26 protein-coding genes and 2 pseudogenes are annotated in these 23,614 nt (G+C 70.5%); 13 read left to right on the forward strand and 15 right to left on the reverse strand.

Going from position 1 to position 23,614, the window contains the following annotated elements; genetic code table 11:
• Positions 1 to 153 (forward strand): annotated as a pseudogene (locus ACFYZB_RS45260) (IS110 family transposase); the annotation flags it as partial.
• A gap of 442 nt (positions 154 to 595) precedes the next feature.
• On the opposite strand, the gene ACFYZB_RS45265 reads toward ACFYZB_RS45260, so the two are convergent.
• Complete coding sequence (locus ACFYZB_RS45265) at positions 596 to 1,648, reverse strand: fatty acid desaturase family protein (RefSeq protein WP_388767757.1); 1,053 nt, start codon at positions 1,646 to 1,648, stop codon at positions 596 to 598.
• A 248-nt stretch (positions 1,649 to 1,896) separates the two neighbouring features.
• On the opposite strand from ACFYZB_RS45265, the gene ACFYZB_RS45270 reads away from it, so the two are divergent.
• The 4 genes from ACFYZB_RS45270 (at position 1,897) to ACFYZB_RS45285 (ending at position 4,904) form a co-directional block, all read left to right on the forward strand.
• A complete protein-coding gene (locus tag ACFYZB_RS45270) occupies positions 1,897 to 2,874 on the forward strand; it encodes a magnesium transporter CorA family protein (RefSeq protein ID WP_388767759.1) in 978 nt (325 codons plus the stop codon).
• 189 nt (positions 2,875 to 3,063) lie between these two features.
• Positions 3,064 to 3,600, forward strand: a complete 537-nt coding sequence (locus tag ACFYZB_RS45275; protein WP_385167950.1) for a DUF5994 family protein — start codon at positions 3,064 to 3,066, stop codon at positions 3,598 to 3,600.
• A 261-nt stretch (positions 3,601 to 3,861) separates the two neighbouring features.
• On the forward strand, positions 3,862 to 4,134 hold the full coding sequence (locus ACFYZB_RS45280) for a hypothetical protein (protein WP_388767786.1): 273 nt from the start codon (positions 3,862 to 3,864) through the stop codon (positions 4,132 to 4,134).
• Positions 4,135 to 4,418: 284 nt separating this feature from the next.
• Complete coding sequence (locus tag ACFYZB_RS45285; protein WP_388767761.1) at positions 4,419 to 4,904, forward strand: DUF5994 family protein; 486 nt, start codon at positions 4,419 to 4,421, stop codon at positions 4,902 to 4,904.
• Positions 4,905 to 4,943: 39 nt separating this feature from the next.
• On the opposite strand, the gene ACFYZB_RS45290 is transcribed toward ACFYZB_RS45285, so the two are convergent.
• The 3 genes from ACFYZB_RS45290 to ACFYZB_RS45300 form a co-directional block, all read right to left on the reverse strand.
• On the reverse strand, positions 4,944 to 6,212 hold the full coding sequence (locus ACFYZB_RS45290) for an ATP-binding protein (protein ID WP_388767763.1): 1,269 nt from the start codon (positions 6,210 to 6,212) through the stop codon (positions 4,944 to 4,946).
• A gap of 118 nt (positions 6,213 to 6,330) precedes the next feature.
• Positions 6,331 to 7,194: a slipin family protein gene (locus ACFYZB_RS45295; RefSeq protein WP_388767765.1), complete on the reverse strand. Its 864-nt coding sequence runs from the start codon at positions 7,192 to 7,194 to the stop codon at positions 6,331 to 6,333.
• A gap of 123 nt (positions 7,195 to 7,317) precedes the next feature.
• Positions 7,318 to 8,010, reverse strand: a complete 693-nt coding sequence (locus ACFYZB_RS45300; protein WP_351813139.1) for a DUF5994 family protein — start codon at positions 8,008 to 8,010, stop codon at positions 7,318 to 7,320.
• 344 nt (positions 8,011 to 8,354) lie between these two features.
• Between ACFYZB_RS45300 and ACFYZB_RS45305 the strand changes: the two genes are divergently transcribed.
• Complete coding sequence (locus tag ACFYZB_RS45305; protein WP_351813136.1) at positions 8,355 to 8,960, forward strand: DUF5994 family protein; 606 nt, start codon at positions 8,355 to 8,357, stop codon at positions 8,958 to 8,960.
• A 62-nt stretch (positions 8,961 to 9,022) separates the two neighbouring features.
• Here the strand turns inward: ACFYZB_RS45305 and ACFYZB_RS45310 are convergent, their stop codons facing one another.
• From ACFYZB_RS45310 to ACFYZB_RS45340, 7 genes are all read right to left on the reverse strand, one after another.
• On the reverse strand, positions 9,023 to 10,264 hold the full coding sequence (locus ACFYZB_RS45310) for a PP2C family protein-serine/threonine phosphatase (RefSeq protein ID WP_388767768.1): 1,242 nt from the start codon (positions 10,262 to 10,264) through the stop codon (positions 9,023 to 9,025).
• Positions 10,265 to 10,609: 345 nt separating this feature from the next.
• Complete coding sequence (locus ACFYZB_RS45315) at positions 10,610 to 10,765, reverse strand: DUF6131 family protein (protein ID WP_388767770.1); 156 nt, start codon at positions 10,763 to 10,765, stop codon at positions 10,610 to 10,612.
• A gap of 88 nt (positions 10,766 to 10,853) precedes the next feature.
• Complete coding sequence (locus tag ACFYZB_RS45320) at positions 10,854 to 11,459, reverse strand: alkaline shock response membrane anchor protein AmaP (RefSeq protein WP_388767772.1); 606 nt, start codon at positions 11,457 to 11,459, stop codon at positions 10,854 to 10,856.
• 28 nt (positions 11,460 to 11,487) lie between these two features.
• On the reverse strand, positions 11,488 to 12,114 hold the full coding sequence (locus ACFYZB_RS45325; RefSeq protein ID WP_351813007.1) for a DUF6286 domain-containing protein: 627 nt from the start codon (positions 12,112 to 12,114) through the stop codon (positions 11,488 to 11,490).
• Between the two features lie 112 nt (positions 12,115 to 12,226).
• Positions 12,227 to 12,634 carry an Asp23/Gls24 family envelope stress response protein gene (locus ACFYZB_RS45330; protein WP_388767774.1) on the reverse strand — a complete coding sequence of 136 codons (408 nt, stop codon included), beginning with the start codon at positions 12,632 to 12,634 and terminating at the stop codon, positions 12,227 to 12,229.
• Positions 12,631 to 12,798 carry a hypothetical protein gene (locus ACFYZB_RS45335; RefSeq protein WP_030645371.1) on the reverse strand — a complete coding sequence of 56 codons (168 nt, stop codon included), beginning with the start codon at positions 12,796 to 12,798 and terminating at the stop codon, positions 12,631 to 12,633. The genes ACFYZB_RS45330 and ACFYZB_RS45335 overlap by 4 nt, the downstream gene beginning before the upstream one ends.
• A gap of 84 nt (positions 12,799 to 12,882) precedes the next feature.
• A complete protein-coding gene (locus ACFYZB_RS45340) occupies positions 12,883 to 13,374 on the reverse strand; it encodes an Asp23/Gls24 family envelope stress response protein (RefSeq protein ID WP_055495862.1) in 492 nt (163 codons plus the stop codon).
• A gap of 153 nt (positions 13,375 to 13,527) precedes the next feature.
• On the opposite strand from ACFYZB_RS45340, the gene ACFYZB_RS45345 reads away from it, so the two are divergent.
• The 6 genes from ACFYZB_RS45345 (at position 13,528) to ACFYZB_RS45370 (ending at position 18,451) form a co-directional block, all read left to right on the forward strand.
• The gene (locus ACFYZB_RS45345) at positions 13,528 to 14,103 is read left to right on the forward strand and encodes an RNA polymerase sigma factor (RefSeq protein WP_388767776.1); all 576 of its coding nucleotides are present in this window, start codon (positions 13,528 to 13,530) and stop codon (positions 14,101 to 14,103) included.
• Positions 14,094 to 14,765, forward strand: a complete 672-nt coding sequence (locus ACFYZB_RS45350) for a hypothetical protein (protein ID WP_388767778.1) — start codon at positions 14,094 to 14,096, stop codon at positions 14,763 to 14,765. The genes ACFYZB_RS45345 and ACFYZB_RS45350 overlap by 10 nt, the downstream gene beginning before the upstream one ends.
• Complete coding sequence (locus tag ACFYZB_RS45355; protein ID WP_225101758.1) at positions 14,765 to 15,130, forward strand: hypothetical protein; 366 nt, start codon at positions 14,765 to 14,767, stop codon at positions 15,128 to 15,130. The genes ACFYZB_RS45350 and ACFYZB_RS45355 overlap by 1 nt, the downstream gene beginning before the upstream one ends.
• Before the next feature lie 237 nt (positions 15,131 to 15,367).
• On the forward strand, positions 15,368 to 16,285 hold the full coding sequence (locus tag ACFYZB_RS45360) for an SDR family oxidoreductase (protein ID WP_351813022.1): 918 nt from the start codon (positions 15,368 to 15,370) through the stop codon (positions 16,283 to 16,285).
• A gap of 260 nt (positions 16,286 to 16,545) precedes the next feature.
• The gene (locus ACFYZB_RS45365) at positions 16,546 to 17,859 is read left to right on the forward strand and encodes a PP2C family protein-serine/threonine phosphatase (protein WP_388767781.1); all 1,314 of its coding nucleotides are present in this window, start codon (positions 16,546 to 16,548) and stop codon (positions 17,857 to 17,859) included.
• A gap of 244 nt (positions 17,860 to 18,103) precedes the next feature.
• Complete coding sequence (locus ACFYZB_RS45370; RefSeq protein WP_351555781.1) at positions 18,104 to 18,451, forward strand: GAF domain-containing protein; 348 nt, start codon at positions 18,104 to 18,106, stop codon at positions 18,449 to 18,451.
• Between the two features lie 406 nt (positions 18,452 to 18,857).
• On the opposite strand, the gene ACFYZB_RS45375 is transcribed toward ACFYZB_RS45370, so the two are convergent.
• The 3 genes from ACFYZB_RS45375 to ACFYZB_RS45385 form a co-directional block, all read right to left on the reverse strand.
• Positions 18,858 to 19,205: an ANTAR domain-containing protein gene (locus tag ACFYZB_RS45375; RefSeq protein WP_330337002.1), complete on the reverse strand. Its 348-nt coding sequence runs from the start codon at positions 19,203 to 19,205 to the stop codon at positions 18,858 to 18,860.
• 980 nt (positions 19,206 to 20,185) lie between these two features.
• Positions 20,186 to 20,455: a hypothetical protein gene (locus ACFYZB_RS45380; RefSeq protein WP_351604808.1), complete on the reverse strand. Its 270-nt coding sequence runs from the start codon at positions 20,453 to 20,455 to the stop codon at positions 20,186 to 20,188.
• The gene (locus ACFYZB_RS45385) at positions 20,452 to 20,745 is read right to left on the reverse strand and encodes a hypothetical protein (RefSeq protein ID WP_330337001.1); all 294 of its coding nucleotides are present in this window, start codon (positions 20,743 to 20,745) and stop codon (positions 20,452 to 20,454) included. Before ACFYZB_RS45385 ends, ACFYZB_RS45380 begins: the two co-directional genes overlap by 4 nt.
• 812 nt (positions 20,746 to 21,557) lie before the next feature.
• Here ACFYZB_RS45385 and ACFYZB_RS45390 point away from each other — a divergent pair.
• Positions 21,558 to 22,793: a PP2C family protein-serine/threonine phosphatase gene (locus tag ACFYZB_RS45390; protein ID WP_388767784.1), complete on the forward strand. Its 1,236-nt coding sequence runs from the start codon at positions 21,558 to 21,560 to the stop codon at positions 22,791 to 22,793.
• 192 nt (positions 22,794 to 22,985) lie between these two features.
• On the opposite strand, the pseudogene ACFYZB_RS45395 reads toward ACFYZB_RS45390, so the two are convergent.
• Positions 22,986 to 23,111, reverse strand: a pseudogene (locus ACFYZB_RS45395) (DUF6233 domain-containing protein); the annotation flags it as partial.
• Between the last annotated feature and the right edge of the window lie 503 nt (positions 23,112 to 23,614).

Consider the following 23,614-nt stretch of genomic DNA (forward strand, 5'->3'; position numbering starts at 1 on the left):
CGCCTGCGCCACGACCCGCGCACGCAGGCGTACTACGAACGCCGCACGCAGGAGGGCAAGACCCGGCGTGAGATCGTCCGATGCCTCAAGCGATACGCAGCCCGAGAGGTCTTCAACCTGGTCAGACCGGTCCTCCGCACCCCTACGTTATAGGGGCGTCTGTGAGAGAGGGCGAAGCAGTGAAGCCCATCCGGGAACCAGCCCCCGACGGGGCTTCTGCTCGGAGCCCTGGGACGAAGCCCCGCCGGAGCGCTCCGGCGGGGCTTCGCCGTGATCTCGACTGTGCTTGCGCGCATGACCGCGTTCGGCTCCGCACACAGTGCGCGCTCCTGCGATGCTCGCGGGACGCTGGATTTGCGATTGCGCCCATCTGGGAGGGGAGCCGTAAGACGACGCAGCCGCGCCGGGAAGCCGACGGGGCTGTTCCAGCCGCTGGGTCTCACCGGATCACTTCAGCCGGGCACCGGGACAAGGCGCTGGAGTACGGCAAGGGCATCTGGATGCGTTACAGCTGCCGACTCATGCAAGCGGTTCGACGGGATTGCCTCCTGGTTCAGACAGGGCGGCGAGATCATCTACCGTCGGCGCCGGTGCGTCATGCTCGGGCGCTGCTGATACGGGCTCGCCGCAGTGGCGCTCCTGCTCGGTGGAGACTGGCGAGTGCTTGCCGGTAGGAGGCGATCAGTCCGGTTTCCAGATAGTCGACTCCCAAGTCCTGGCAGTAGTGGCGGACGATGGGCCGGGCCCTGCGCAGGTGGGGGCTGGGCATGCTGGGGAACAGGTGGTGTTCGATCTGGTGGTTCAGGCCGCCCAGGGCGAGGTCGGTGAACCAGCTGCCGCGTACGTTGCGTGCGGTGAGGACCTGCCGGCGCAGGAAGTCGGGGCGGTCGTTGCCGGTCAGGGTCGGCATGCCCTTGTGGTTGGGGGCGAAGAGGCAGCCGAGGTAGAGGCCGAACAGGCCCTGGTTGACGGCCAGGAACGCGATCGCCATGCCGGGTGGGAGGACGAGGAACAGTGCGGTCAGGTAGGCGGCGGTGTGCCCGTAGAGCAGCGTGCCGTCCAGGGCGCGGCTCTTCAGGGTGCGGTTGCCCAGTGCTCGCGCGCTGGAGACATGAAGGTTGACCCCTTCGAGCAGGAGCAGGGGAAAGAAGAGGAACGCCTGCCGACGGCCGATGATCCTCGGCAGTCCGGTCGCGGCGCGGGCCTGGTCCTGGGACCACACCAGCAGGTCCGGGGCGATGTCGGGGTCGAGGTCCTCGTGGTTGGGGTTGGCGTGGTGGCGGGTGTGTTTGTCCTGCCACCATCCGTAGCCCATCCCGATCGCGGCCCCGGCGATGCGGCCGGCCGTCTCGCTGGGCCGGCGCCGGCGGAAGACCTGGCGGTGCGCGACGTCGTGGGCGAGCAGAGCCACCTGCCCGAACATCACGGCGAGGAACGCGGCGAGCGCCAGGGTCCACCACCCGGCGCCGATGACGACGAACGCGCTCCAGCCCCCGGCGTAGGCGACGGCCACGACGATGGACCGGACGGTGTAGTAGCCGGGGCGCCAGTTCATCAGGCCGGCCTCGGCGATCTTCTTCGACAGGCGGGCGAAATCACTGCCACCTGCGGGGGGAGGCGGGCGACGGCGCGGGGTATGCGTGGTCATGGTCTGGGAGTGTCCTTCCCGGCTGACGGGCCGCATCCGGTCGTGCGGTGTACGCCGGATGCGATGCGGCGGCCGGGTACCCACATCCCTGCCTTCGGACCGGCACCCGATGCTCGTCGGTCGGAGCTCCGGATGTCGCGGGCTTTGACGTAAGGCCCCCACGGAGGGTGGCTGCTGTCGATGAACCTGCCGCGCTGGCAATCGGGGCGAAGCGGCATGACAGGGGTATAGGACACTAGCCTCGGGCCATGGTGACGCGTACCCGGCTGTATCACGACGGCACTCTGGTCCTGGAGGGCTTTCCCGCCAGTGACGTCTCTGCGCATCTCGCTGATCCGGCGTCGGTCCTGTGGCTGGACCTGCACCGGCCCGGAGCCGCTGAACTCACCATGCTCGGTCAGGAGTTCGGCATCCACGAACTGGCTCTGGAGGATGCCGCTCACCATGGACAGCGGCCGAAACTCGACCGCTATCGCACCCACGAGTTCCTCAGCGCCTACGCCGTGACCGTCAGCCCGGACGGTGCGCAACTGACGTACAGCGAGATCGCCGTATTCCTCACCAGCCAGGCCATGATCACCGTCCGCAAGGACGACGGCCTCGACATCGAGGACGTCGTCGCCCGCTGGGACGAGAGCCCGGACCTGGCCGGCCACGGCGTCGGATTCCTGCTGCACGGTCTGCTCGACCATCTCGTGGACGGACACTTCGCCGCGGTCCAGCAGTTGGACGACAGCGTCGAGGAGCTGGAGGGTCTGCTCTTCGCGGCCGGGCGCCGTGAGATCGAAGCCGTGCAGCGCCGGGTTTTCGCACTGCGTAAGTCGCTCGTCCAGCTGCGCCGCGTCGTGCTCCCGATGCGTGAGGTGGTCAACACCCTCATGCGCCCCGGCCTGCACCTGATCAACGACCCTCTCGCCCCGTACTACCAGGACGTCTACGACCACGTGCTGCGTGCCACCGAGTGGACGGAATCACTGCGGGACATGGTGGCCTCGGTCATGGAGACGAACCTCTCGGTCCAGGCCAACCGCATGAACCTGATCATGAAGAAGGTGACGAGCTGGGCCGCGATCATCGCCGTACCCACCGCGATCACCGGCTACTACGGCCAGAACCTCCCCTATCCCGGTTTCGGCCGCGAGTCGGGATTCATCACCTCCGCCGCCGTCATCGTGCTCCTGTCCGCATTGCTGTATCTGACGTTCAAGCGCAAGGACTGGCTCTGACCGGCATCGGCACCGGCGACCAGGTCCCGAAGGCAGGAAACTGCCTGGTCATCCCGGGCTTTTCGGACCGGTGAGCGGAGTAGTGTGAAGACACCGGGAGTTCTTCGCGCACCGGCTCCGCTGCGGGTGCCGTTCCCGGTGATCGACAGCGCCGGGCCGCACCCACGAGCCCGGGGACAGGTTCGCGCCATGGCCGTGACCATTGACCGTACGACATCGAGCAGAGGTGCGTCGCCGCAGCCGGCCCGGCTGTCCCTGACGCCCGCGCCGGGCGGGCTGGACGGCATGTGGTGGCCTCGCTCCCGTGCCTTCACCCGTGAGCTGCCGTCGTTGACGGCCGCATTGGGTGATCTCTGGGGTCGTATCACGGGTGTCACCGTGCACCCGGCCTACTGGCCCGTCCTGCCGCATTGGGTGTCCTACGCCGGGCGCACCGTGCAGGTGGGCTGGTCCACCGAGGAGCAGGATCCCCACAGACTCACTCTTTTCTCCGCTGACGGCCGCCGGGACGTGCTGGTGATTCCGCCGGAAACCGGTGCAGATGCCGCCGCGCAGTTGATGGTCGGCGACGGCGTCGATGCCTCGGCCCGGGAGCAAGCAGCAGACAGGATCGATGCACGAAACAGGGAAGAAGCCTGGGAGGCCGACGGCGGAGCAGGTCGACCGTCGTCCCTGCCCCGGCCCATCGGCTCGGCAGGGCCTTCGCCCGCCGGTCGGCGGAGGTGAGATCCCATGCTCGTCATCGCCGTGGCCGTGCTGCTCGTCCTGATCGCCGTCGGAGTCGTTCTGATCCACCGGCTCAACGGCCAGCACGCCGAACGGATCGCTGCCTTCCACTACAGCGATGTTCTGCCGGGGATCGGGCGTCGGCCCCGGAGGCACCGTCGGTCGGCGGTGGACGCGACCGTTCCGACGCGCCCCACCGCGACGGCGACCGCGGATGACATCGACTTCGGCCCGACCGTGGGCAGTAGAGGAAGGCGCGTCATGGCGATGTTGCGGGACCGGAAGACGTACCGCGAGAGGATCATGCAGGCTCTGTACCAGGCCGCCGAGGGCAATCGCCTCCTGGGTGTCGATGGGGCGAAGCTCCGCACGGACCTGGGTATCCCTGAGCAGGACATGGCCGCTGCCTGTATGTACCTGGCAGGTGAAGGCTGGGTCGTCGTGGACTGGGAGAGGGGCAACACGCCCGCGATGATCACGCTGACGCACCAGGGGATACGGCAGATGGAGATGGAAGAGGAAGGGCGTGGCTGAGCCGCCGCGTCGGCTTCCTCGGACCGAAGTGAACCCTCGCAAGGATTGCTTACGACGGATTAATCCCTTTGATGTAACCTGGAAAGCGGGTCGGCGCACGCTCACGTGCAATGACCCGGAAGGGCGGCTCCGGCGGGTATACGCCGGAGCCGTTGCCTGTTTCCGCAACCGCGCCTGCGGCGAAGCGCTCGCGGGAGCGTCGTGCGGAGTACCGTGAGGTAGCAGGGTCGTATCGTGGTCGCACGCCGTGCGGTCGCACTGCTCTCTGCGGACGGGCGGACACCATGGCAGGCTCAGACACCCCCGACTTTCCCAGGCTCCTGCCGGACGCCGTGCACCGGTCGGTGAAACCCGGAACGGCCCTGCTGCGACTGGAGACCACCCACGCACGCGAGGGAATCTTGGACGGCGCATGGTGGCCGCGGTCCCGGGACATCGGTGCCGAGCTGCCCTCGCTGATCTCCGCGTTGACCGAGCACCTCGGACCTGTCACCCGGGTCGGTCTGGACGGCAGCGCCTGGGACGAACTGCCGACCCGGGTGATGGTCGACGGCCGGGTCGTGCACATCGACTCCTTCCCGGTCGGTGACGACACCGTCCTCATCACCCGGGGCGACCAGGACCATTTCTCTCTGTTGCTGGTCCCTCCGGACACGTCGCCCGATGCGGCACGCGCCGCGATGGCCAGGGCCGTACGGGCCGACAACGTCACCGAGGCCAGGCAGATCCTCATTGATACGGGCGGCGGCATGCCTCCTGCGCCGGCCTGACACGTCCGTCGCAGATCGACTCCCCTATCGGCCTGGACGCTAGATGCGGGCGTACTTTTCCGTTTGCTGGGCGAAGTCCTGGGCCATGGCGGCGCTGACCGTGGGCTTGGTGTCGCGGATCGTGTCCAGGTAGGCGTCGGTGGTGGGGGTGGTCCGGGTTCCGGTGTCGAAGGTGCGCTCGAACTGGGCCTGGGAGACGGTGCGCGCCGCGTGGGCGATGTCGGCGGGGGTGAACCCCTCGCTGGCGGACGCGAGTACCGCGCTGTCGGCCCGTGCGCCCGCTCGGGCAAGGTAGCTCTCCCACAGCGCGGTCCTGGCGGTGTGGTCGGGAGGGCCGATCGGCAGCACGTAGTCGAAGCGGCCGTGCCGCAGGAACGCGGAGTCGAGCGTGGTCACGTTGTTCGTGGCGCAGACGAGCAGCCGTCCGTCCTGGCTTCGGAACCGGACGATCGCCTTGAGTAGTTCGTTGACGACGCCGACAGCGGTCGCGTCCGCGCCGCCGCGTTCGCCGGCGACCTCCTCGACCTCGTCGATGAAGACGAGGACGTGGTCGAGCCGGGCGATCTCGTCGAAGCGCCGGTTCAGCCCGGTCGCCAGGCCGTACTCGGCGGCCAGACGGGCGGGGAACAGTTCGAGGAAGGGCCATCCCAGGCGGCTGGCGATCGCGTGCGCGAACGTGCTCTTGCCGGTCCCGGGCGGGCCGAACAGCATCACCGCCCGTGGCGGTTCCACTCCGTGCTGTGCGGCCAGTTCGGGATGGGCCAGCGGCAGGACCAGGCGCCGCTCGATGAGCTGCTTCTCCCGTTGCATGCCCGCGACCTTCTGCCACAGTCCCCCTGGCGGCAGCTCCGCTCCGAGCGAGGACAGCGTGCCGACGGACTGTGGGGTCACCAGCCCGCGCTTTTCGAAGAAGACGAGCCCGGGGCGGGCGCCGAAGTCGCAGTTGCGCAGGGCGGTGGCACCGGTCTCGCCCTCGGGCAGGACGGCGTGCACCGCGCGGACGCCGTCGGCGAAGAGCCGTTGCTCAAGGGCGGTGATCAGGGCACTGCCCAGTCCGCGCTGTCGCCAGCCGGGCGCCATGCAGATGCGCAGGATCCATGCCCGGTCGCCCTCCACCCTGCTCACCGCGGCGCCGATCAGCACGTCGTCGGCCGTGGCCACCACGGCCGGGTGGCGGGTCTGGAGGGCGGTGACGGCGTCCGAGAGAGGGAAGAGCGGCGGCTCCTCGGTCGTGCCGCTCTGCATGTCGACACGGATCACCGCTTCGAGATCGTCCTGGGTGTAGTCCCTGACACGCCAACCCGTCATGATCAGCTCCGCGTGTTCGGCCGTACTCCCATCATCAGCCGGTGCCCGGAGGACGCGCGCGACAGGCGACGGTCACGAATCCTCCCTGGTGGCACGGATCGCTCGGGCCGTAGTCGGGTCACGCCGCGGTCCCGGGCGCGTTGTCGGCCGGGCTGAGGGACTCGTCGGCGCGGCCAGTGCCGGCCGGGGGTGCTGCCGCGGCGGGTGCGGCGGCAGCGGTTTCCCGGGCGAGGAAGGAGCCGAGCTCGCCGATCGTGCTCATGAGGGGGGCCGGGAAGACGACGGTGGTGTTCTGGTCGACACCGATCTCCACCAGGCTCTGGAGATTGCGCAGTTGAAGCGCCAGGGGGTGGGCCATCATGGTGTCCGAGGCGTCACCGAGCGCGGCTGCGGCCAGGGACTCGCCCTCCGCGTTGATGATCTTCGCTCGCTTCTCCCGCTCGGCCTCGGCCTGGCGGGCCATGGCGCGCTTCATGGTGTCGGGCAGCTGGATGTCCTTGAGCTCGACCAGCGTGACCTGCACACCCCAGTCGACGGTGGTGACGTCGAGGATCTGGCGGATGTCCAGGTTGATACGGTCCGTCTCCGACAGCGTCTCGTCGAGCGTGTGCCGGCCGACGACCTTCCGCAGGGTGGTCTGGGCGATCTGGTTGATCGCCGCGTTGACGTTCTCCACGGCGACGACCGACTTCACGGCGTCGACGACCCGGAAGTAGGCGACCGCCGACACGTCCACGCTCACGTTGTCCCGGGTGATGATGCCCTGGGACTGGATCGGCATGGTGACGACCCGCAGCGACACCCGGTGCAGGGCGTCGACGAACGGGATGATGAACCGCAGCCCCGGGGAGCGTGTTCCGACGAGTCGGCCGAAGCGGAACAGCACTCCCTTCTCGTACTGCTTGACGACCTTCACGGACAGGGCGAGGGCCAGGACGGCCAGAAGGCCGATCACGACGATGAGAACGATCAGGGCTTGCATGTACTGCTCCTCGAACGAGGACCACGTGGGGCGGAGACTCGCCGGTCGAGACCCCTGCATGTGCCTGCGCCGGCTCGTGAGGCAGGTCCGAAACCCGTGAAGGCACCGGTCGTGGCGGCCGTCTCACATGCCGATGACCAGGCGACTGGCGCGATCCGTCCGTGCCGGAACGGCCGCTGAGGCGGGGCCGTCCTCCTCGTGCTTCCCTGCCTCGTCCGGTTCGAGTGGCCGGTCGGCGGCGGAGACGGCGTGCCGGGTCTCGTCCGCGGCGATGAGAGCGCTTGCGGTCAGCGGTGGGCCGTCGTAGTCGGACGCGGCCGCCATCAGGCGGGCCGCCGACTCCGTCTCGGTCTCGGGCGGGATGACCAGCAGGTCCCAGCGGCCGGTGCCGTAGGAGAGCAGCAGCAGCTTGTGCGGGTCGATCTCCGGGGTGAACCATCCGACCTTGACGACATGACCGCCCACGGGGATCTCGTGCGGGATGACCGGCCAGTACTTCGGGTTGACGGCGATGCGGGTGATGCGGCCCCACAGAGGGTCCAGCACATCGGTCAGTGCGGGCAGCTCGCTCAGCAGGTCCCGGGAGCGGGGCCACCAGGCACCGTCCAGGAGGCCGCGCGACGGGCCGTCGGTCTTCAGCGCGAGACGCGCGGCCGGGGCTGCGACGGGCTCGTGGTGTGGCAGGAGTTGGTGCAAGGTCGCCGACATGATGCGGACCCGTCTCCGGGCCGCCTTGGCGGCGCCCCGGGTTTCGTCTCTCGCCGAGAACGACCCGGCGTGGAAGCCGGTGTGCGAAATGCCCTCGGTGGTGTCCACCGTACTCCGCACGCGCCGGGGCGGTTGTGGAGACGCCGCCGCATTCCGTGAAACGGCTGTCGATACCGGCGGCAGTGGGCCGAGGGCGCCGGGGCCCTTCGTATGCCGGCTCCCGGACCGGTCTCACGCACGACGGCCCGCATGCCCCGGCCCAGCACTCCCCTGGCTGTGTGACGTGTGTTGTTCCGTTCAGCCCGTCACTCCCCGCCAGTCCGCCGGGCCTCGGCGAGGAGTATCCTGGTGATTACCGAGAGCATCTCGTACACCGGCTTCCACGCCGGGTCGTTCTCGGCGATTCATGGCAACCGGGCCGGCCGTGACCGGCCCGGGGTTGGGTCCGCGTCATGACCGCGACCATTCCGTTCACACCCGCAGTCGGAGACCGGGCCCCTTCTTCGTCACCGCTCCGACTCACGCTGGCGCGGGCCGGCGCCCCTCCGGCCCTGATCGACGGTGCCTGGTGGCCCCGTTCGCGCAACCTGACGGAGCAGCTCCCGGCGCTCGTCGAATGTCTCGACCCGCTGTGGGGGCGGATCACCCGGATAGCGGTGAGCCGCACGTTGTGGCCGGTCATCCCGGGTGAAGTGCCCGCGCACGGCCACATGGTGCGCGTCGGCTGGTCCAACGCCGGGCAGGACCCGCACAAGCTGTTGCTGCTGTCCCACACCTTCGGCCGCTGGGACCTGCTGGTGATCCCACCGGAGACAGCCCCGGCCACCGCAGCCCGGCTCATGGCCACGGCCACCGACCCGTCGCGGAGCCTCACGGCGACCGGCCTGATCCATGAGGCCGAACGTTTCCGGGCCGCGGCAGAGGCAGCGGCCGACTCGGACTCGCTCCGGGAGGCGGTCTGGGACTCCGAAGGCGGACACGACGCCCCCCACCCCGCCTCACGCACTCCTGACGGACCGGTCACCCGTCACGTGCCCACCGCGGCAGCAGGAGTGTGAGAGATCGGCGGTGGGGGAAAGGCTGCGTGCCGTCGGCCTTTCCCTGGGGGTGGGAGGCCGGCTCACTCCGGGAGGGCGAGGTCGTCGGTGGCGCTCCCGCGCCATTCGATCAGCAGGAGCGTCGCATCGTCCGTCGTGATCCCGCCCCGCGCCCGTTGCAGCGTGTGGGAGAGGGAGCGCGCCACCGTCCGGATCTGTTGGGCCGTGGGCTCAAGGCGGTTCACCCACCCGATGAGCTGCTCCTCACTGAATTCCTCACCGCCGACATCGCGCTCCTCTATTAGTCCGTCGGTGAAGCACAGGATCCGGTCGCCGGGGATGAGAGCCACTTCACTGATCCGGGGCTCGTGACCGCCGAAGCCGACGGGCAGCGTCGTCGGGCCCTGCAGCCGTCGTACGACACGGTGTCCACGGATCAACAGAGGAGCGGGATGTCCGGCGTTGACCCACTGAAGCCTGCCGGTGGCCGTGTTGAGCCGCATCATCTGAGCGGTCACGAAGTGGTCGGGGCCGAACTGCTCGGCGACGGCCCGGTCCATGAACGCGTAGATCCCCGACAGGCCGACGCTGATGCGCCGGGCATGCCGGTAGGCTCCGATGACCACCGTGGCCATCGTGGCGGCATCCAGTCCGTGGCCCATCGCGTCGACCATGGCCACATGCAGGACATCGCCGTTGAGGGCGTAGTCGAAGCTGTCGCCGGCCACGTCGTAGGCAGGTTCCAGCATCCCGGCCAGCTCGACCCGGGGCGTGGACATCGCCAGCGGTGGCAGCAGCGACCACTGGATCTCCGCCGCCACACTCATCGGTTCTCTGCGGCGCAGCCGGAAGAACAGATCGGTGTAACCGTGCTTGGTCACCAGCATGTCGGCCACGAGCGAGGCGAGCCTGCGCAGCAGCCGGCGCTCGTCGTCCTGGAGACGGTCCAGGGTGACGGCCATGACGCCCACCTGGTCGCCACCGTCCAGCAGGGGCAGATAGACCCGTACACCGCCGGCCTGCGGCACCTCGACGGGACGCGCCTCCTGGAAGGCACGACCGGCATCGGAGCCGTCGATCGGCTGCGGTTCCCCGGCTGCCAGCCCGTCGCCCGGCAGGGGGACGAGCCACACCTGGCCGTAGTCCTGCAGGAAGAGCGAGGTCTCGCGGCCGTCGAGCATGCCGATCTGCCGTGCGACGAGCGGACCGAGCTCGTGCGGCGGCAACTCGTGCCCCTGGTCCAGCAGGACTCCCAGAAACTCCTCCCCGAAGCGCTCCGACCGGGTGGAGCCTTCCACGGGTCCTTGCCGCTCACCGCCCGTCATCGCCGTGGCCCCGGGGGACGTTCTGGCGGATCCTCACGAAGGTGCTGTGCATACGAACTCCCGACGGAGACTCACCGGCCGACGCGGTGGGAACTCCCGCCCGGACCGTGGGGGCCGATCCACCGACTCCCCAACGAGTCGGCCGTGCGCTCGTGCGGCGAGGACCGGCACAACGGCCACCGGGCGCCCCGCGTCCGAGCCGCGGCGGCTGACCGGCACCGACGGCGGCCTCAGGCGGATCGACCTCTCCGCCGCTGTCATCCGCCGCCGCGAACGTGGGTGGGTCCGCGACGTCTGCCGGCCTGCCCGCAGCCTGGATCACTGCCCTGCAGGCAACGATCCCGACTACCAGTAGTGGCGTCGGCCGGCGACGGCGTGTCCCATCGCGCCGAGGATCCACAGGATGGCTCCGACGACCAGCAGGATGATCCCGATGGTCCACAGGATGGACAGGCCGGTGAGGAAGCCGACGACGAGCAGAATGACGCCCAGGACGATCATGATCTCTCCTTCGGGGAGTGGTGCCGGCGCGCCCGCGAACTGCTGTGGGCCGCAAGGGCGTCGGCGGGAACGGCGATATCTCTCCTCCTTACTCCACGCGGTGTGGTCCGTGGCGGCTGACCTGTAGCCGGACCTCGGTAGGAGGGTCAGGGAGGCCGGTGGACCGGCGAGCCGTGCTGAGCGGGCCTTCGCAGAGGGCGCCGAGAGTGGCGCCGGGCGTGCCCTCGGGGGTGAGGGTGAGGTCGATGCGGGTGCGGTGGCGGGCCGGTCGGCCGGTGATGTGTACGGCCGCATGGCCTACCCCTGGCAGGGCACCGGCTTCGTTCGCGATCGCTTCGCTGAGTGCGTGGTCGCGCAGTTCGACGCCTTCCTGCGGGGGTGTGCCGCCGACGGGCAGGGAGCCGGGGCGGCGTCGGCTCAGCTGGGCGAGCAGCCACCACAGGGCGAGCAGGGCGACGAGTGCGAGGGCGGCGATGACCGCGGGCCACCACCAGCCCTGGCTGCTCCAGCGTGCCCGGTCGGCGGAGCCGAGCAGGACGTCGGCCGAGGTGGTCAGGGGCCAGCCGGCGGGTGGGGCCAGATCGTGCCGCCGGTAGAGGTCGAGCCCGGCGAAGAGGATGAGCAGTCCGCCGCCGAGGAGGACCAGCCCGGCGAGGGCCAGCAGGGTGCGGTTGAGAGCGGATCGCGGCGTCATGGCGGGCTCCGGTGCTGCGGGTCTTGTGTCAGCGGGTGCGTCGCCGCGTCCGTACGGCGATGCGGAGAGGACGGGCGAGGGCGAGCCGGTCGCGCTCCTCGTCGAGGACGGCGGTGAGGTCGTCCTTCACCTGTCGGGGCTCGCGGAAGCGGACGTCCGCGCGGGCTTTGATGCGGTGGCGGCCCACCAGGACGTGCGCCGCGCCGACTCCGGGGACCCGCATGGCGGCGTCGCGCAGCAGGACGGCGGCTCCGTCGCGGTCCACGAAGGCCCGCAAGCGCGGGCAGCCGGCGGGTGAGCGCAGGGGCAGCCAACGGCGTTGACCGGGGGTGAGGGCCAGGACGATCAGCCAGACGCCGACGGCGGCGGCCACGGCGGCCCCCGTCAGCAGCCACACGTCGTCCACCGGGCGGGTCGCCAGTTCGTCGGCCAGGTGCCGTCGCCAGGCCGCGGCCGGACGTCCCGCCCGTACGGCGATAACGTCGACGAGCGTCGCGACCGCGGCAACGAGGATCACCGCGGCGACCAGCGCCGCCGTGATGCGGCGCGCGGACCACTTGCGACGGGTTCGGTGCCCTCCTTCGCGCTCACCGGCTGTGAGGTCCGAGGTGGACACGTCGCGTTCGGGAGGGTCGGGCTCCTTCGTCAGTGGCACCGCGGCACGGTGCGTGGACGACGCGGAGCCGCGGCCCGGGGGACGTGGACCGGATGTCATCGCGATCGCCCTTCCTGCACGGCGTGCCCGGTGACCCGGGCCGCCCGGCCGCTCACCGGACCCGCCCCCGGCTCGAGTCGGCGGCGGTCACCAGCCGCCGGACGGTGAGGAGGACCTCTCCCACCCGCAGCCCGGTCAGCTGGGCGACCCGTTCGGCGACGTCTCGCTGGATCCGCTCGCAGACACGGGGGATGTCGGTGGGGTAGGGCAGGTCCATGGTCAGATGCAGGCGCACCGATCCGGTACGGACGGCGGCGGAGGCGCGGGGTGCCGCAGGTCCGCCCCGATCGGGCGGTACGGCGGCGCGCCGCGACTGCGCCGCGCGCGCGGCCTGCGCGGCGATACGGGCGACCACCCTGTCCGGGATGACGGTGGCGCCCCGCTCGGCCGGGGGCGGCAGCCCGGCGGTCGGCGCCGGCGGGCCCGACCCCTCGCCGGGGGAACCGGGCCGGGTCTTCACCGCTGCCTCCGTGTCCGGAGGTCCAGGTCGCCCTGTACGACGAGGCCGACGATCAGCCCCGCCGCGCCCAGGACCAGGACCAGCAAAAACGCCCAGAAGCCGCCGAAGTAGCCGGCGAAGCCGAGGGCCATGCCGGCCGCGAGTCCCGTCGTTGCTGTGTTCATCTCGCACTCACCCGTCTCGCGAGCGTCCCTCTCGCCGTGATCATCCGCTCGGGCCCGAGAACACGGCGGTGGTCCCGGCAGCGGTCATCTCACGCGGCCCTCGTCCGGTTCGGTCTGCTGCTCCTCGTCGTCGGGCAGGTGGACGTCGTCGACGGCGATGTTCACCTCCACGACCTCCAGGCCCGTCATCCGCTCCACGGCGCTGATGACATTGACGCGTACGCCGCCCGCGACGTCGACGATGGAGACGCCGTACTCGACGACGACGTCCAGGTCCACCGCGGCCTGCCGTTCCCCGACCTCGACCTTGACGCCGCGGGTGACCGCTCCGCCTCCGCCTGCGCCGGGGACGCGTTCCCGCATGGCTCCGAAGGCGCGGGCCATGCCCGCGCCCAGGCTGTGGATGCCCGGTACCTCGCGGGCGGCCATGCCCGCGATCTTGGCCACCACACCGTCCGCGATGGTGGTCCTGCCCCGTGTCTCGGCCGGAGCCCCGGCCCCGGTGCGGCCCTTGAGCGCGCTCACGCCCGCTTCGGGCCGGCTGCCCCCGCCGACGCTGGTGATGTTGTCCGTCATGGCGGTCGCCTCGATCGGTCGGCCGGACACCGGAATGGTGCCCGTCGAACGTTGGACATACCGGGCGGCACAATCCTCACGCGTCTGGCATGTGATGTGCGTCACAACTCGTATCGGGGGTACACGCTCGTTCCGAGCCTGCGTGGGAGCGTCATGATCGAACGCACTGCTTCCCCACGACCTGGGTGCGACCTGCCCGACCGCCTGCTGGCGGTACGGGCGGCCGAGGGGGACGAGGACTCCTTCGCCGTTCTCGTCCAGCGGCACAGCCGCTCCCTCCTGACCCTGGCCCGCTGCATGCTGGGCAACCCCCAGGACGCCGAAGAGGCCGTTCAGGACGCCTTCATCAGCGCCTGGCGCCACCTGCCGGAATACCGCCACAGGGCGGAGTTCCGCACCTGGATGTACCGGATCACCGTCAACCGCTGCCAGACCATGTGCCGCCGCCGACCGCCGCCCCTCCCCCTGGACGCCGTCGCCGAACCCGCGGCGGGCGACGCGTGGAGCCAGCCCGCCCGGACCGCCGAGCAGGACGCGGCCACGGCCGCCCTGTCCCGCGCACTCGCCGAGCTGGACGCCGGACAGCGGGTCTGCTGGATCCTGAGGGAGGTGCAGGGCTTGCCCTACAAGGAGATCGCGCACGTGACGCGTACCGGCGAGCAGACGGTACGCGGCAGACTGTTCAGGGCACGCCGATCCCTGCAGGAGGCGATGGGCCCATGGCGCTAGACGACCCGCACACGCGGCCTCCCGAACCGCCCGGAGCCGGCGGGCCCCGCAACGGCTCGGCCGCCGCCGACATGCCCCCGATCGCAGGCGATGAGGTACTGCCCTGCGGCCGCCTGCTCAGCCGGGTCTGGGAACAGGCGCGGGACGCACCACCGGCCGCGGACCCGCACCCGGTGTCCTGTCCATACTGCCGAGAGGCGGTTGAGGGACTGGCCACGGTGAACGCGGCCGCCCGGGCGCTGCGCGACGAGGACCCTCCGGGCCTGCACGCACTCGCCGACCGGGTCATGGACGTCGTCAGGGCAGAGGTCCGGTTCGGGCGGCTGCTGCCCCTGGCCGACCCCGACCGGGACCTGCGGATCGCCGAGAGCGCCGCGGCCAAGGTACTGAGGCGGGCCGCGGACACGGTCCCCGGTGCCAGGGCCGCGACCTGCCGGCTCGTACCCGAGGGCAACGGCACCGACGTGCGGGTGACCATGACCCTGGCCGCCGCCCTCGACCGCCCGCTGCCCGACCGGGTCCACCAGGTACGCCGATCGGTCCTCCACTCGGCCGGACAGGACCTGGGGCTCACGGTGACAGCCGTCGACATCACCGTGGCCGACGTACTGGAACCGGGACCGACCTTTGGTCCCCGCCTCCCGACGGGCGGTGGCGCATGATGACCGCCACCGGCACCACCGCGCTCCTCGGCGTCGCGGCCGAGGCAGCCCTCGCGGTTCCTGGCGTGGCCGCCCTGCAACCCCGCCTCGCCCGGCGCCTCGCGGCAGCCGCCGCGCCCACCCGGGCGGACACCACGCCGCCGGAGGCCGGCATACGCGCCGACCGGGCGCCGGACGGTTCGGGATGGCACATCGAGGTGCGCTGCGTCCTGACGGAGGATCGGCGGGCGCTGGACATCGCCCGAAACGTCCACGACCGGGTGACAGACGCCCTCATCACCCACCTCGTCACCCACGCTGCCGCGGAGCCGGTCACCGTCGCGGTCACGGTGACCGGTATTGCCGCCTGGCGCGACGCGGCATGAGCGGCGGCGCGGGCACGGGCCCCGCGAACCGTCGTTCGGCAAGCAGCAGGTCGCCGACCGTGGGAGCACGCTGCTTCCGTCCGGAAGTCCTACATGGGCGGTCGCGGCTCAAGCCTCGATGCCGCCGACGATCCAGCCCTCGTGCGCGGTGACCGGCTGTGAGTTACGGGTACGCGGGGAGGCGGCCGACCACGCGGGGAGGCGGCCGACCACGGCAGCGGGAGAGATGAGGGTCGCATGCGTACTGTCCTCGGCAGCCGCCCGCCTCCCGCCATGCGCGACGGCCCACTGCGGGGCCGGGTCGCTGTGGTCACGGGGGCGGCGCGCGGCGTCGGCGAGGCACTGGTGCGGCGCCTGTCCGCGGAGGGCATGCGGATCGCTCTGCTCGGTCGTGAGGAGGAGACGCTGTCCCAGGTGGCGGCGTCACTGGCCGTCATGACCGTCTGCATCGAGGCGGACGTGACCGATCAGGCCGCCCTCGACAGGGCTGCGCGGCAGGTCGAGGAGCGGCTCGGACCGGCCGGCGTCGTCGTGGCCAACGCCGGCATCGCCGTCGGCGGCCCCTTCACCCGCACCGAGGCCGAGCTGTGGCGACGCGTCGTCGACGTCAACCTGGTCGGGGCGGCGAACACCGCCAGGGCCTTCCTTCCCCAACTCACGCGGACCGGAGGTTACTTCCTCCAGATCGCCTCGACCGCCGCGTTCGGCTCCGCTCCGATGATGAGCGCGTACTGCGCGTCCAAGGCAGGCGCGGAGTCCTTCGCCCTGGCGCTGCGCGGTGAGGTCGCCCCCGAGGGGGTCGCCGTCGGCATCGCCTACCTGCACTGGACCGGCACCGACATGATCGCCGGAATGGACGAGCACCCGGTGCTGAGAGTCCTCCGCCGACACCAGCCGCCCTTCGCTCGGCGGGTCCACAGTCCCGCACAGGTGGCCGACTGGCTCGCCACCGGCATCACACACCGTGCCCGGAGCATCTACGCGCCCCCGTGGCTACGCTGGTGCCAGCCCTTGCGGCCGCTCTTCCCGTTCGTGGTCGGCCGCATCGCCCGACGCGAACTGCGGGAGGGATCGACCGACGAACTCGGGGCCGAGGCCAACGTGCTCGGGGCGGGCGGCCGTGCCGACTGGATGTCGGTCAGGCCCGAGACCTGACCCACGACGGGGGCCGGAGGCGTCCAGAGGGTGTCCGACAGGCCGTGCGACGTCCGCGCATGCTGCGATCGTAGAGCGAGAGCCGGCCGGACCGGCCGATCAGAACGCTCGGTAACACGCCGGAAGCAGGAGACTCGGCCCCGGGGAGACCGTAAGGACATGCCCGGGCCCCTGCCGTATACGGACGCGGTGCACTGCCCGGGGAGTGGTTTCCCAGGGCGGAAGCGGCCGTAGAGCCCCCAGGCGGGTAGGTGGTCGCCATGGACGAGGATGACGCGGACGCGGCGCTGCGAGCGGCGCTCGACCAGCTGGCGTTCGCCACCCGGAGCGCGGCGGCGCTGTCGAGCACGCTGGACGCGGTCGAGGGGCTCAGGCGGGTGTGCCGCGTGCTGGTGCCGGGACTGGCCGACTGGTCCGCGGCCGACCTGATGGACGAGGACGGCGCCGTCGAGCGGGTCTGTGTCTCGCACCGTGACCCCAATGCCGCCCTGACCGGCCTGACGGGACCGTTGCCGCCGGTGCCGGAGACGGCGACAGGCCCGCTGTCCCGGGTGCTTCGCGGCGCCGGCCCGCTGCTGTTGTCGGCCGGGCGGCTGCCGACCGCGCAGGAGGCGTCCGATCCGCTGCACACGGCAACCATGCAACCGTTCGCGCGACTCGGGGGAGACTCCGTGATCGTGGCACCCTTGCGGGCACGCGGGAGAGTGCTCGGTGCGCTGACCCTGGTCCGGGGCGAGGGACACCCGCCGTGGGCCGAGGCTGACCTGGAACTGGTCGAGGACATGACCCACCGCATCGCGCTGGCCCTCGACAACGCCAGGCTCTACGCCGAGACCCAGGCCGTCGCCGAGCGCCTCCAGCGCTCCCTGCTGCCGGACCTGCCCGTCGTACCGGGTCTGCGCATCACCGCCCGCTACTCCCCGGCGCTCGCCACCGCGCAGATCGGCGGTGACTGGTACGACAGCTTCGTCCTGCCGGAAAGCGGTGACACCACTTTGATCATCGGCGACGTCACCGGCCACGATCTGCATGCCGCCGTGACCATGAGCCAGATCCGGAACATGCTGCGTGGCATCGCCTGCGACCGTCGGGAGCCGCCCGGCATGATCCTGCGCCGCCTGGACGTCGCAGTCGACGCCCTCTACGGCCACCGCACCGCCACCTGTGTGTACGCGCTGCTCAAGGGCCAGGAAGGAGGGCCGTACCAGCTGGAATGGGCGAGTGCCGGACATCCGCCACCCCTGCTGGTCACCGCGGACGGCGGCACCACCTACCTCTGGAAAGCACACGGCCTCCTGCTGGGCGTCGACCCGCGCGCCGAACGGCCCAGTGCCTGCCTGCCCCTGCCCGAGGGCAGCACCCTGCTGTTGTACACGGACGGCTTGATCGAACGGCGCGGCGAATCCATGGATCACGGCATGACCCGGCTCCGGCAGCGCGCTGCCGCCCTGGTCGGCCAGGACCTCGACGAGCTGAGCGACGAGCTGATGAACGGACTCGTGGCAGGTGCCCACGACGACATCGCCCTGCTCGCCCTGCGACTGCCACGGCCGGGAGACGGCGTCTCGCCCTGAGGCCAGGCAGTGCAGGCCGTACGCGATGATCCTGCGACCGTGACACCTAGGTGCGCGCGCCGGCAAGGAGACACCGCAAGAGCCCGGATCATGTACGGGGGCCTGCCGAGCAGCGAGGAGGGCGAGGCGGCCACCCGTGGGCCAGGAGATCGACACTCACGTCAGCAGCCATCCGAGTCCGTCCGGCCAGGCGTCTTGCGGACGCGGTCAACCGCATCGCCGGGCCGGATGAGCGGACCGGCGGCTGGTTTCCCCACCGCGCCCGGGCCGCCGCTCCCCGGCTTCCGGGGCTCCGCCTGTCCGGCAGCACAAGCCCGACGGCTCCGCAGGGCGCGGTCCTCGGCGCGGGGCTGCGCCGCGTACTGGAGATCACCGAGACCGCCATGGGCCATGTGCGGCTCGCCGATGTTCCCGGCACGTGATCCTGCACGCCGGCAGCCGCGCTTGTCACAGCATCCCGCTGCTCGACGAGCGTGGTGCCTTGCTGGGAGTGATCTCGACGCATCACGCCCGGCCCATCGCCGGATTCACCCGCAGCCAGCTCGCGGCCCTGCGCGAAACCGCCGACGTGGTGGGCAGCTGGCTGGCATGACACCGACGCACCGTCATCCCGGGCGCCCTGGAGGATCTCCAGCGCACAGGTCCCAGGCGTACTGAGCGGCTGTTCGGCCCGCGCCGGCCTGCCGCCCGGTGCCGGTACGCGGCCTCGGCGGGCACCGGCCGCGTACATACGGCGTCTCGCTCAGCGCATGACGCAGACGAGAACGGACCGGCTACGACGTTGTCCCGAGCGGCGTTCCGGTTTGGCCCCGGCGCTTCGTAGCGTGCGTGATCAGCGACCGCCGGAAAGTCTGGCGTGCGACGTTTTGGTCAGATGGGTGCGGGGACACGTTGAGCGGAGGTCGCGTCGCGTGCGGGTTCGGAAGTGAGCTGGCATTCAACTCGTCCGCCCGCCCTGCCGTCCGGCTCAGAACGCGGGCGGCAGAGCTGTGCTGCGTTCAGATGGACCGTGCGGTGGCCAGTGCCTTGTCCAGGGAGGTGCGGATCTCGTCGGGCAGCTGTTCGCCGTGTACCCAGTCCACGATCAGTTCGCAGACCTGCCGCAGTTTCGTATTGGTGTGCTGTGAGACCTCTCGTAGCACTTGGAAGCCCTGCACGGGACGCAGGCCACCGAGGGCGATGACCACACCGATCGCTTGGTCCACCACGGTGTGGGAGACGACGGCCTCCTGCAGCTGACTGATTTCCGTCTGCAACTCGCTGATCTTGTTCAGGAGCGGTGTCCGTGGCGGAACCAAGTCCCCCTCGAGCCGCATCGGGGTGCCGTTCAGAGAGTCTTCCATCATGATCACATCCCAGACCTCGGGTTTCCCGTCCGGGCCGCCGGTGCCGTACGGAATTGCGAGGACGACAGTTCGACTATTACCCCAGGTTGCCGTTCTCGTGCATCCCGTTCCACGGCGCGCACCGGCCGGTGGAGCGGAGCTCACTCGGGGTTCCACTCGGCCATGACGGTGGGACCTGCCCGTCGGACGATCAGTACCGCTCGGATCGCGGGATGTGCCGTCCATGGTCGCGGGTGGCTGCCGGCGCGCCTGATCCGGGCGGAGGACTGTTCGACCATCAGATACCGGGGCAGGATCACGAGGCCGGGTGTCGTCCTGGCTCGGCTGACCGTCTTCAGAGTCGGTTCGAGGGTCTCCGGTGGGGGCGCGGACGGCCGTGCGTTCGGAGTGCATCAACCGCAGCCGGAAGAAGACGTCTTGATCGCGGCGTCCCAGAGCATCCCCTCCTCCCGGGGCCCTGCGCACGACCGGTCGCGGCTTCGATTGAGCGCCTGTCGCACATCGCGGCAGGCATTCGGGTGTGGGTGGGGGACTCGGGAGGGGGACCCGGAGGTGGGCCGCGTTCAGCAGCGTATCCATGGGGCTGTCGCTCGACTCAGGCTCCTCCGGTTCAGCCAACGAGCCGGGGGAGCCGCTGACGGGACCGCAGTGGTGGCGCCCCACGATGGCGCCCATGGCCCCGCCGTTGGTGTGGCGGGTGGTGACGGCGAGTTCCACGCACGACCCTGTGCCATCGCGACCCGGGAGGTGCCCTCGTCCCGCGGGAGCGCTGCCCGCTGCTGTGGGCACTGGCCGAGAGGCGTTCGGCACGCGGGGACGATGACAGATGCCTGCGTGGTGACGGACGGCTGGTCCCGATCTCCTCGTCGGCCACACCTGGCGGACGACGTCTCCGGCGTCTGCGTGGCCTGGTCGTGCTGATTGTCGAGACCGCGGCGGACCGCCATGCCGGTAGGGAACGCGCGGAACGTGCGGGGCAGTCAGAACGGATGGAACAGGCGGAACGAGCCGCTCGTGCGAGCGCTCTGGAGAGTCTCGCCGAGCGGTTGACACTCGTCGCGGAGATCACCGAGGTGCTCGGTCAGACCCTGGAGGTGGACGACGCCCTCGCCCGGTTGAGCCGCGGCCTTGCTCCCCGCCTCGCCGACTGGGCCGCGGTGGACCTGCGGGTCGGATCCCGTCAGGTGCACCGAGTTGCCGTGACCGGCCCGGAGAGCCGTGAAGCCTGGCAGGAGGACTGGCGCGGTCATCTGCCCCCGGTCGGGGAGGCGACCCACTCGCCCCTGGTCCAGGTACTGAACGGAGGCGCTCCCGTCCTTGAGAAGCGGGTGGACCTGGACGCACCGCCCGACTCCCCGCTGGCCACCGTGCACAGCGCCTTCCTGGGAGCGGCCGGTGCGGCATCCGTCTTCTGCTCGCCGACCACGGCGCCGCGCTCGGCGTCGCCGAGGCTCGCGAGCGGCTGGAACTGCTGCGGGTCATCGGTATCGAGGAATTCCCCGCGGAACGGGCCCGACGGCACGGTGAAGCGGCCGGCCATGGGACCCGGCTCGGTATTCGGCGGTCAGGTCGGCGGAGTGGCCGCCCCTGAACTGCGGGATTGCGGGCCGGCTGCGTTGCAGGTCCACGTCAGCCGGGACCGGTGGCCGCCAACGTACCGGCCGCGTGGTCGGCAGCGGGCGCGACGCTCGCTGAAACTCCCCACTCCGTTGAACGCCGGACCAAGTGGGGCGACAAGTAGCCCTGGCCGTTTTCAGGGCTCTGTCCGCAGTTTCGTGAATCCCCAGGTCAGCGGGAACGACGGGCACAGCGCCCACGGCGCGGTGAGGTTCTGTTCGGCAAAGAGGCGTTCCAGAGCAGCCCTGCGGCGCCCGCGTACGGCCACCTGGTCGTGTCGGTGCCCGCCAGGCGCAACAAGTCGAAGGCGACGAAGTGGGCGGGCCACTGCTCGGCGAGCCGGGCAGCGCCGGCACCGCGCCGCTGGAGGCGACCCTGGAGTCGCTCGAAGGCGAGCCTGCTGGATTTCCCGTACGACCAGCTCGCCGTCCAGGGCCGTCGCGTCGGGCAGCTGGACCGCGCCCGGAACGGACCTAGGGGAAGGAGGGTGCGAGGTTCCTGCCCCTGCGAGAGCGCAACACCAAACGCCCGGCATCCAGAGAGAGCAGCGCTCGCCAGCGATCGTTCTCCAGACTCTGGTGTGTCTCATAAGACAGGGGCCCGTCGAGCCGCTTTTGTACAGAGCAGCCGTGGCGGCCGCGTCCGCGGGCGAATGCCGGAGCGTGACTGTTCACGGATTGACGCTCCCTGCGGTGATTACCAAGCTGGTGGGGGGCTGTGGAAGGGACTGCGGTCGTGAGTGGTGGACAGAGTGGGCTCACCCGATTGCTGACGGCAGCGGAGACAGCGGCGCCGGCGGACGCCGTCGACGTGATCGCGGAGGACCTGCTGCGGCGTTTCGAGGCCACGAAGGTCTCTTTCCTCATCGTGGACCTGACGGGGAAGGCGGTGGCTCGGCTGTCCACCGCCCCCACTCGGGGTGTGCGGCAGGCCGAGCGGATTCCTCTGTTCGGCAGCGTCTACGAGGAGGTGATCCGTACCCAGCGCCTGTATCAGGACGCGACCGGCGAGGGGCAGCGGGTGATCGTGCCCGTCACCAACCGGGGGGATACGATCGGGCTGCTGGAACTGCTCCTGCCGACCGGCCCTGGCGAGGGCGTGCTCGATGCAGTCGGGGAAGCCGCCCACATCCTGGCCTACATCGTGATCGCCAACGGCCGCTTCACCGATCTCTACACCTGGGGCAAACGCTCCAAGCCCCCCACCCTGGCAGCTGAAATCCAGTACCAGCTGCTGCCCCTGTCGCTGTCGTGCGAGGCCGCACAGTTCACCCTGTGCGGGAACCTGGAGCCCTCCGAGGACCTCAGCGGCGACACCTTCGACTACACCGTGGACCGCGACACCTTGCACGTGTCGGTGACCGATCCCATGGGCCACGACATGGATTCCGCCCTGGCCGCCACGGTCCTGGTGGGCGCCCTGCGCGGTGCCCGCCGGGCGGGCACCGGCCTGGCCGAACAGGCCCACCGGGCAGACCAGGCACTGATCGAACACGGCCACGGTCATGCCACCGGGCAGCTCCTGCGCATCAATCTCCATACCGGGCGGGCCCGGCTCGTCAACGCCGGTCATCCCTGGCCGCTGCGCATGCGCGGCGGGGCTGTGGAGACGATCACCTGCGAGGTGGACCATCCCTTCGGGCTGTCTGAGCTGACTCCCCACCCGTACCGTGTGCAGGACCTCGACCTGCGGCCCGGTGACCGTCTGCTCATGTTCACCGACGGCATGCTCGAACGTCACGGAGAGAAGGTCGACCTGCCCGCCCTGCTGGCGCGCACCCGGAATTTGCACCCGAGGGAGACCGCGCTGGCGCTGACGTCCGCGGTCCGGGACGCCGCCGACGGCCGGCTCGAAGACGATGCCACCGCCGTCTGCCTGGACTGGCACGGCCCCCAGGAGACCCAGCGGCACGTCAGCACCGGCGCAGACACCCGGCAAGCCTCAGCCGCACGCACGAAGGACCAGTCGTGACCTAGGTGAACGGTGCCAACGCGAATGAGACATCACGAGGTGTCTGGAGAACCGTCCCACTTCTCCTCGGCGGCCCACCCATCGGGCGGCGCCGGGTCGGAGACGGGGGCCGCGAGCATCGGGTCCGGCAGCGCCCACATGCGCCATGCCTTCCACGCGGGCGCCCCTTCGTGCGGTGCTGCTGGTTCCCCGTTACTCGAGTAGGCCGAGTTCCGTATCCGGTCCGCAGTGGATGCACGGCGCCACGTTCTGCCGCAGGGCATCCAGCGCCTGTTCCCGACTGACCGGCCGACACCGGCCGCTCTTGGCCGCCGCCCAGCACTCGCCGGTGCTCTTGCCGAGTTGCTAGGCCGTCTCTTTGGCAGCCCGCTCCATGACTTGCGGACAACCGTGCACCAGAATGAGGGCTCGAAGCCGTTCGTGCGATGGCTGATGGAGGGCGACCAGTAAGGCGGGTCACAGGCTGTCCGTCATTGCCGGTCGCGAGTGGGCGGGGAGTCAACTCATTCTCAGCCTGCTCCGGCCAGGTTGGGCATTGGTTCGGGCGAAGCCATCCGGCTGTGGTCGGTAGGTGCCGATACGCCGGGATCGATGGGACGGTTGCGCGATGCCGTCCCGGACGGGGGTCTGACTCTTGAGATCTTTGACCGAAGTGTCCAGTCACAGGCTTGTCGACCGTCGTTGCGGGCTGGCTTCTGCTGTCACCGAGCCACAGGGCGTGTCCCAATAGGGGCCTTGCCGAGTTTCAGGCGCCATCACGGTTCAGACCGCCCCAAGCAGGCCGGTGCCATCGCCCAGTACGTCAGCATGTGGGAGGCACA

It is taken from the genome of Streptomyces sp. NPDC001852, from assembly GCF_042891825.1.
In the GTDB taxonomy this organism is placed as follows: domain Bacteria; phylum Actinomycetota; class Actinomycetes; order Streptomycetales; family Streptomycetaceae; genus Streptomyces.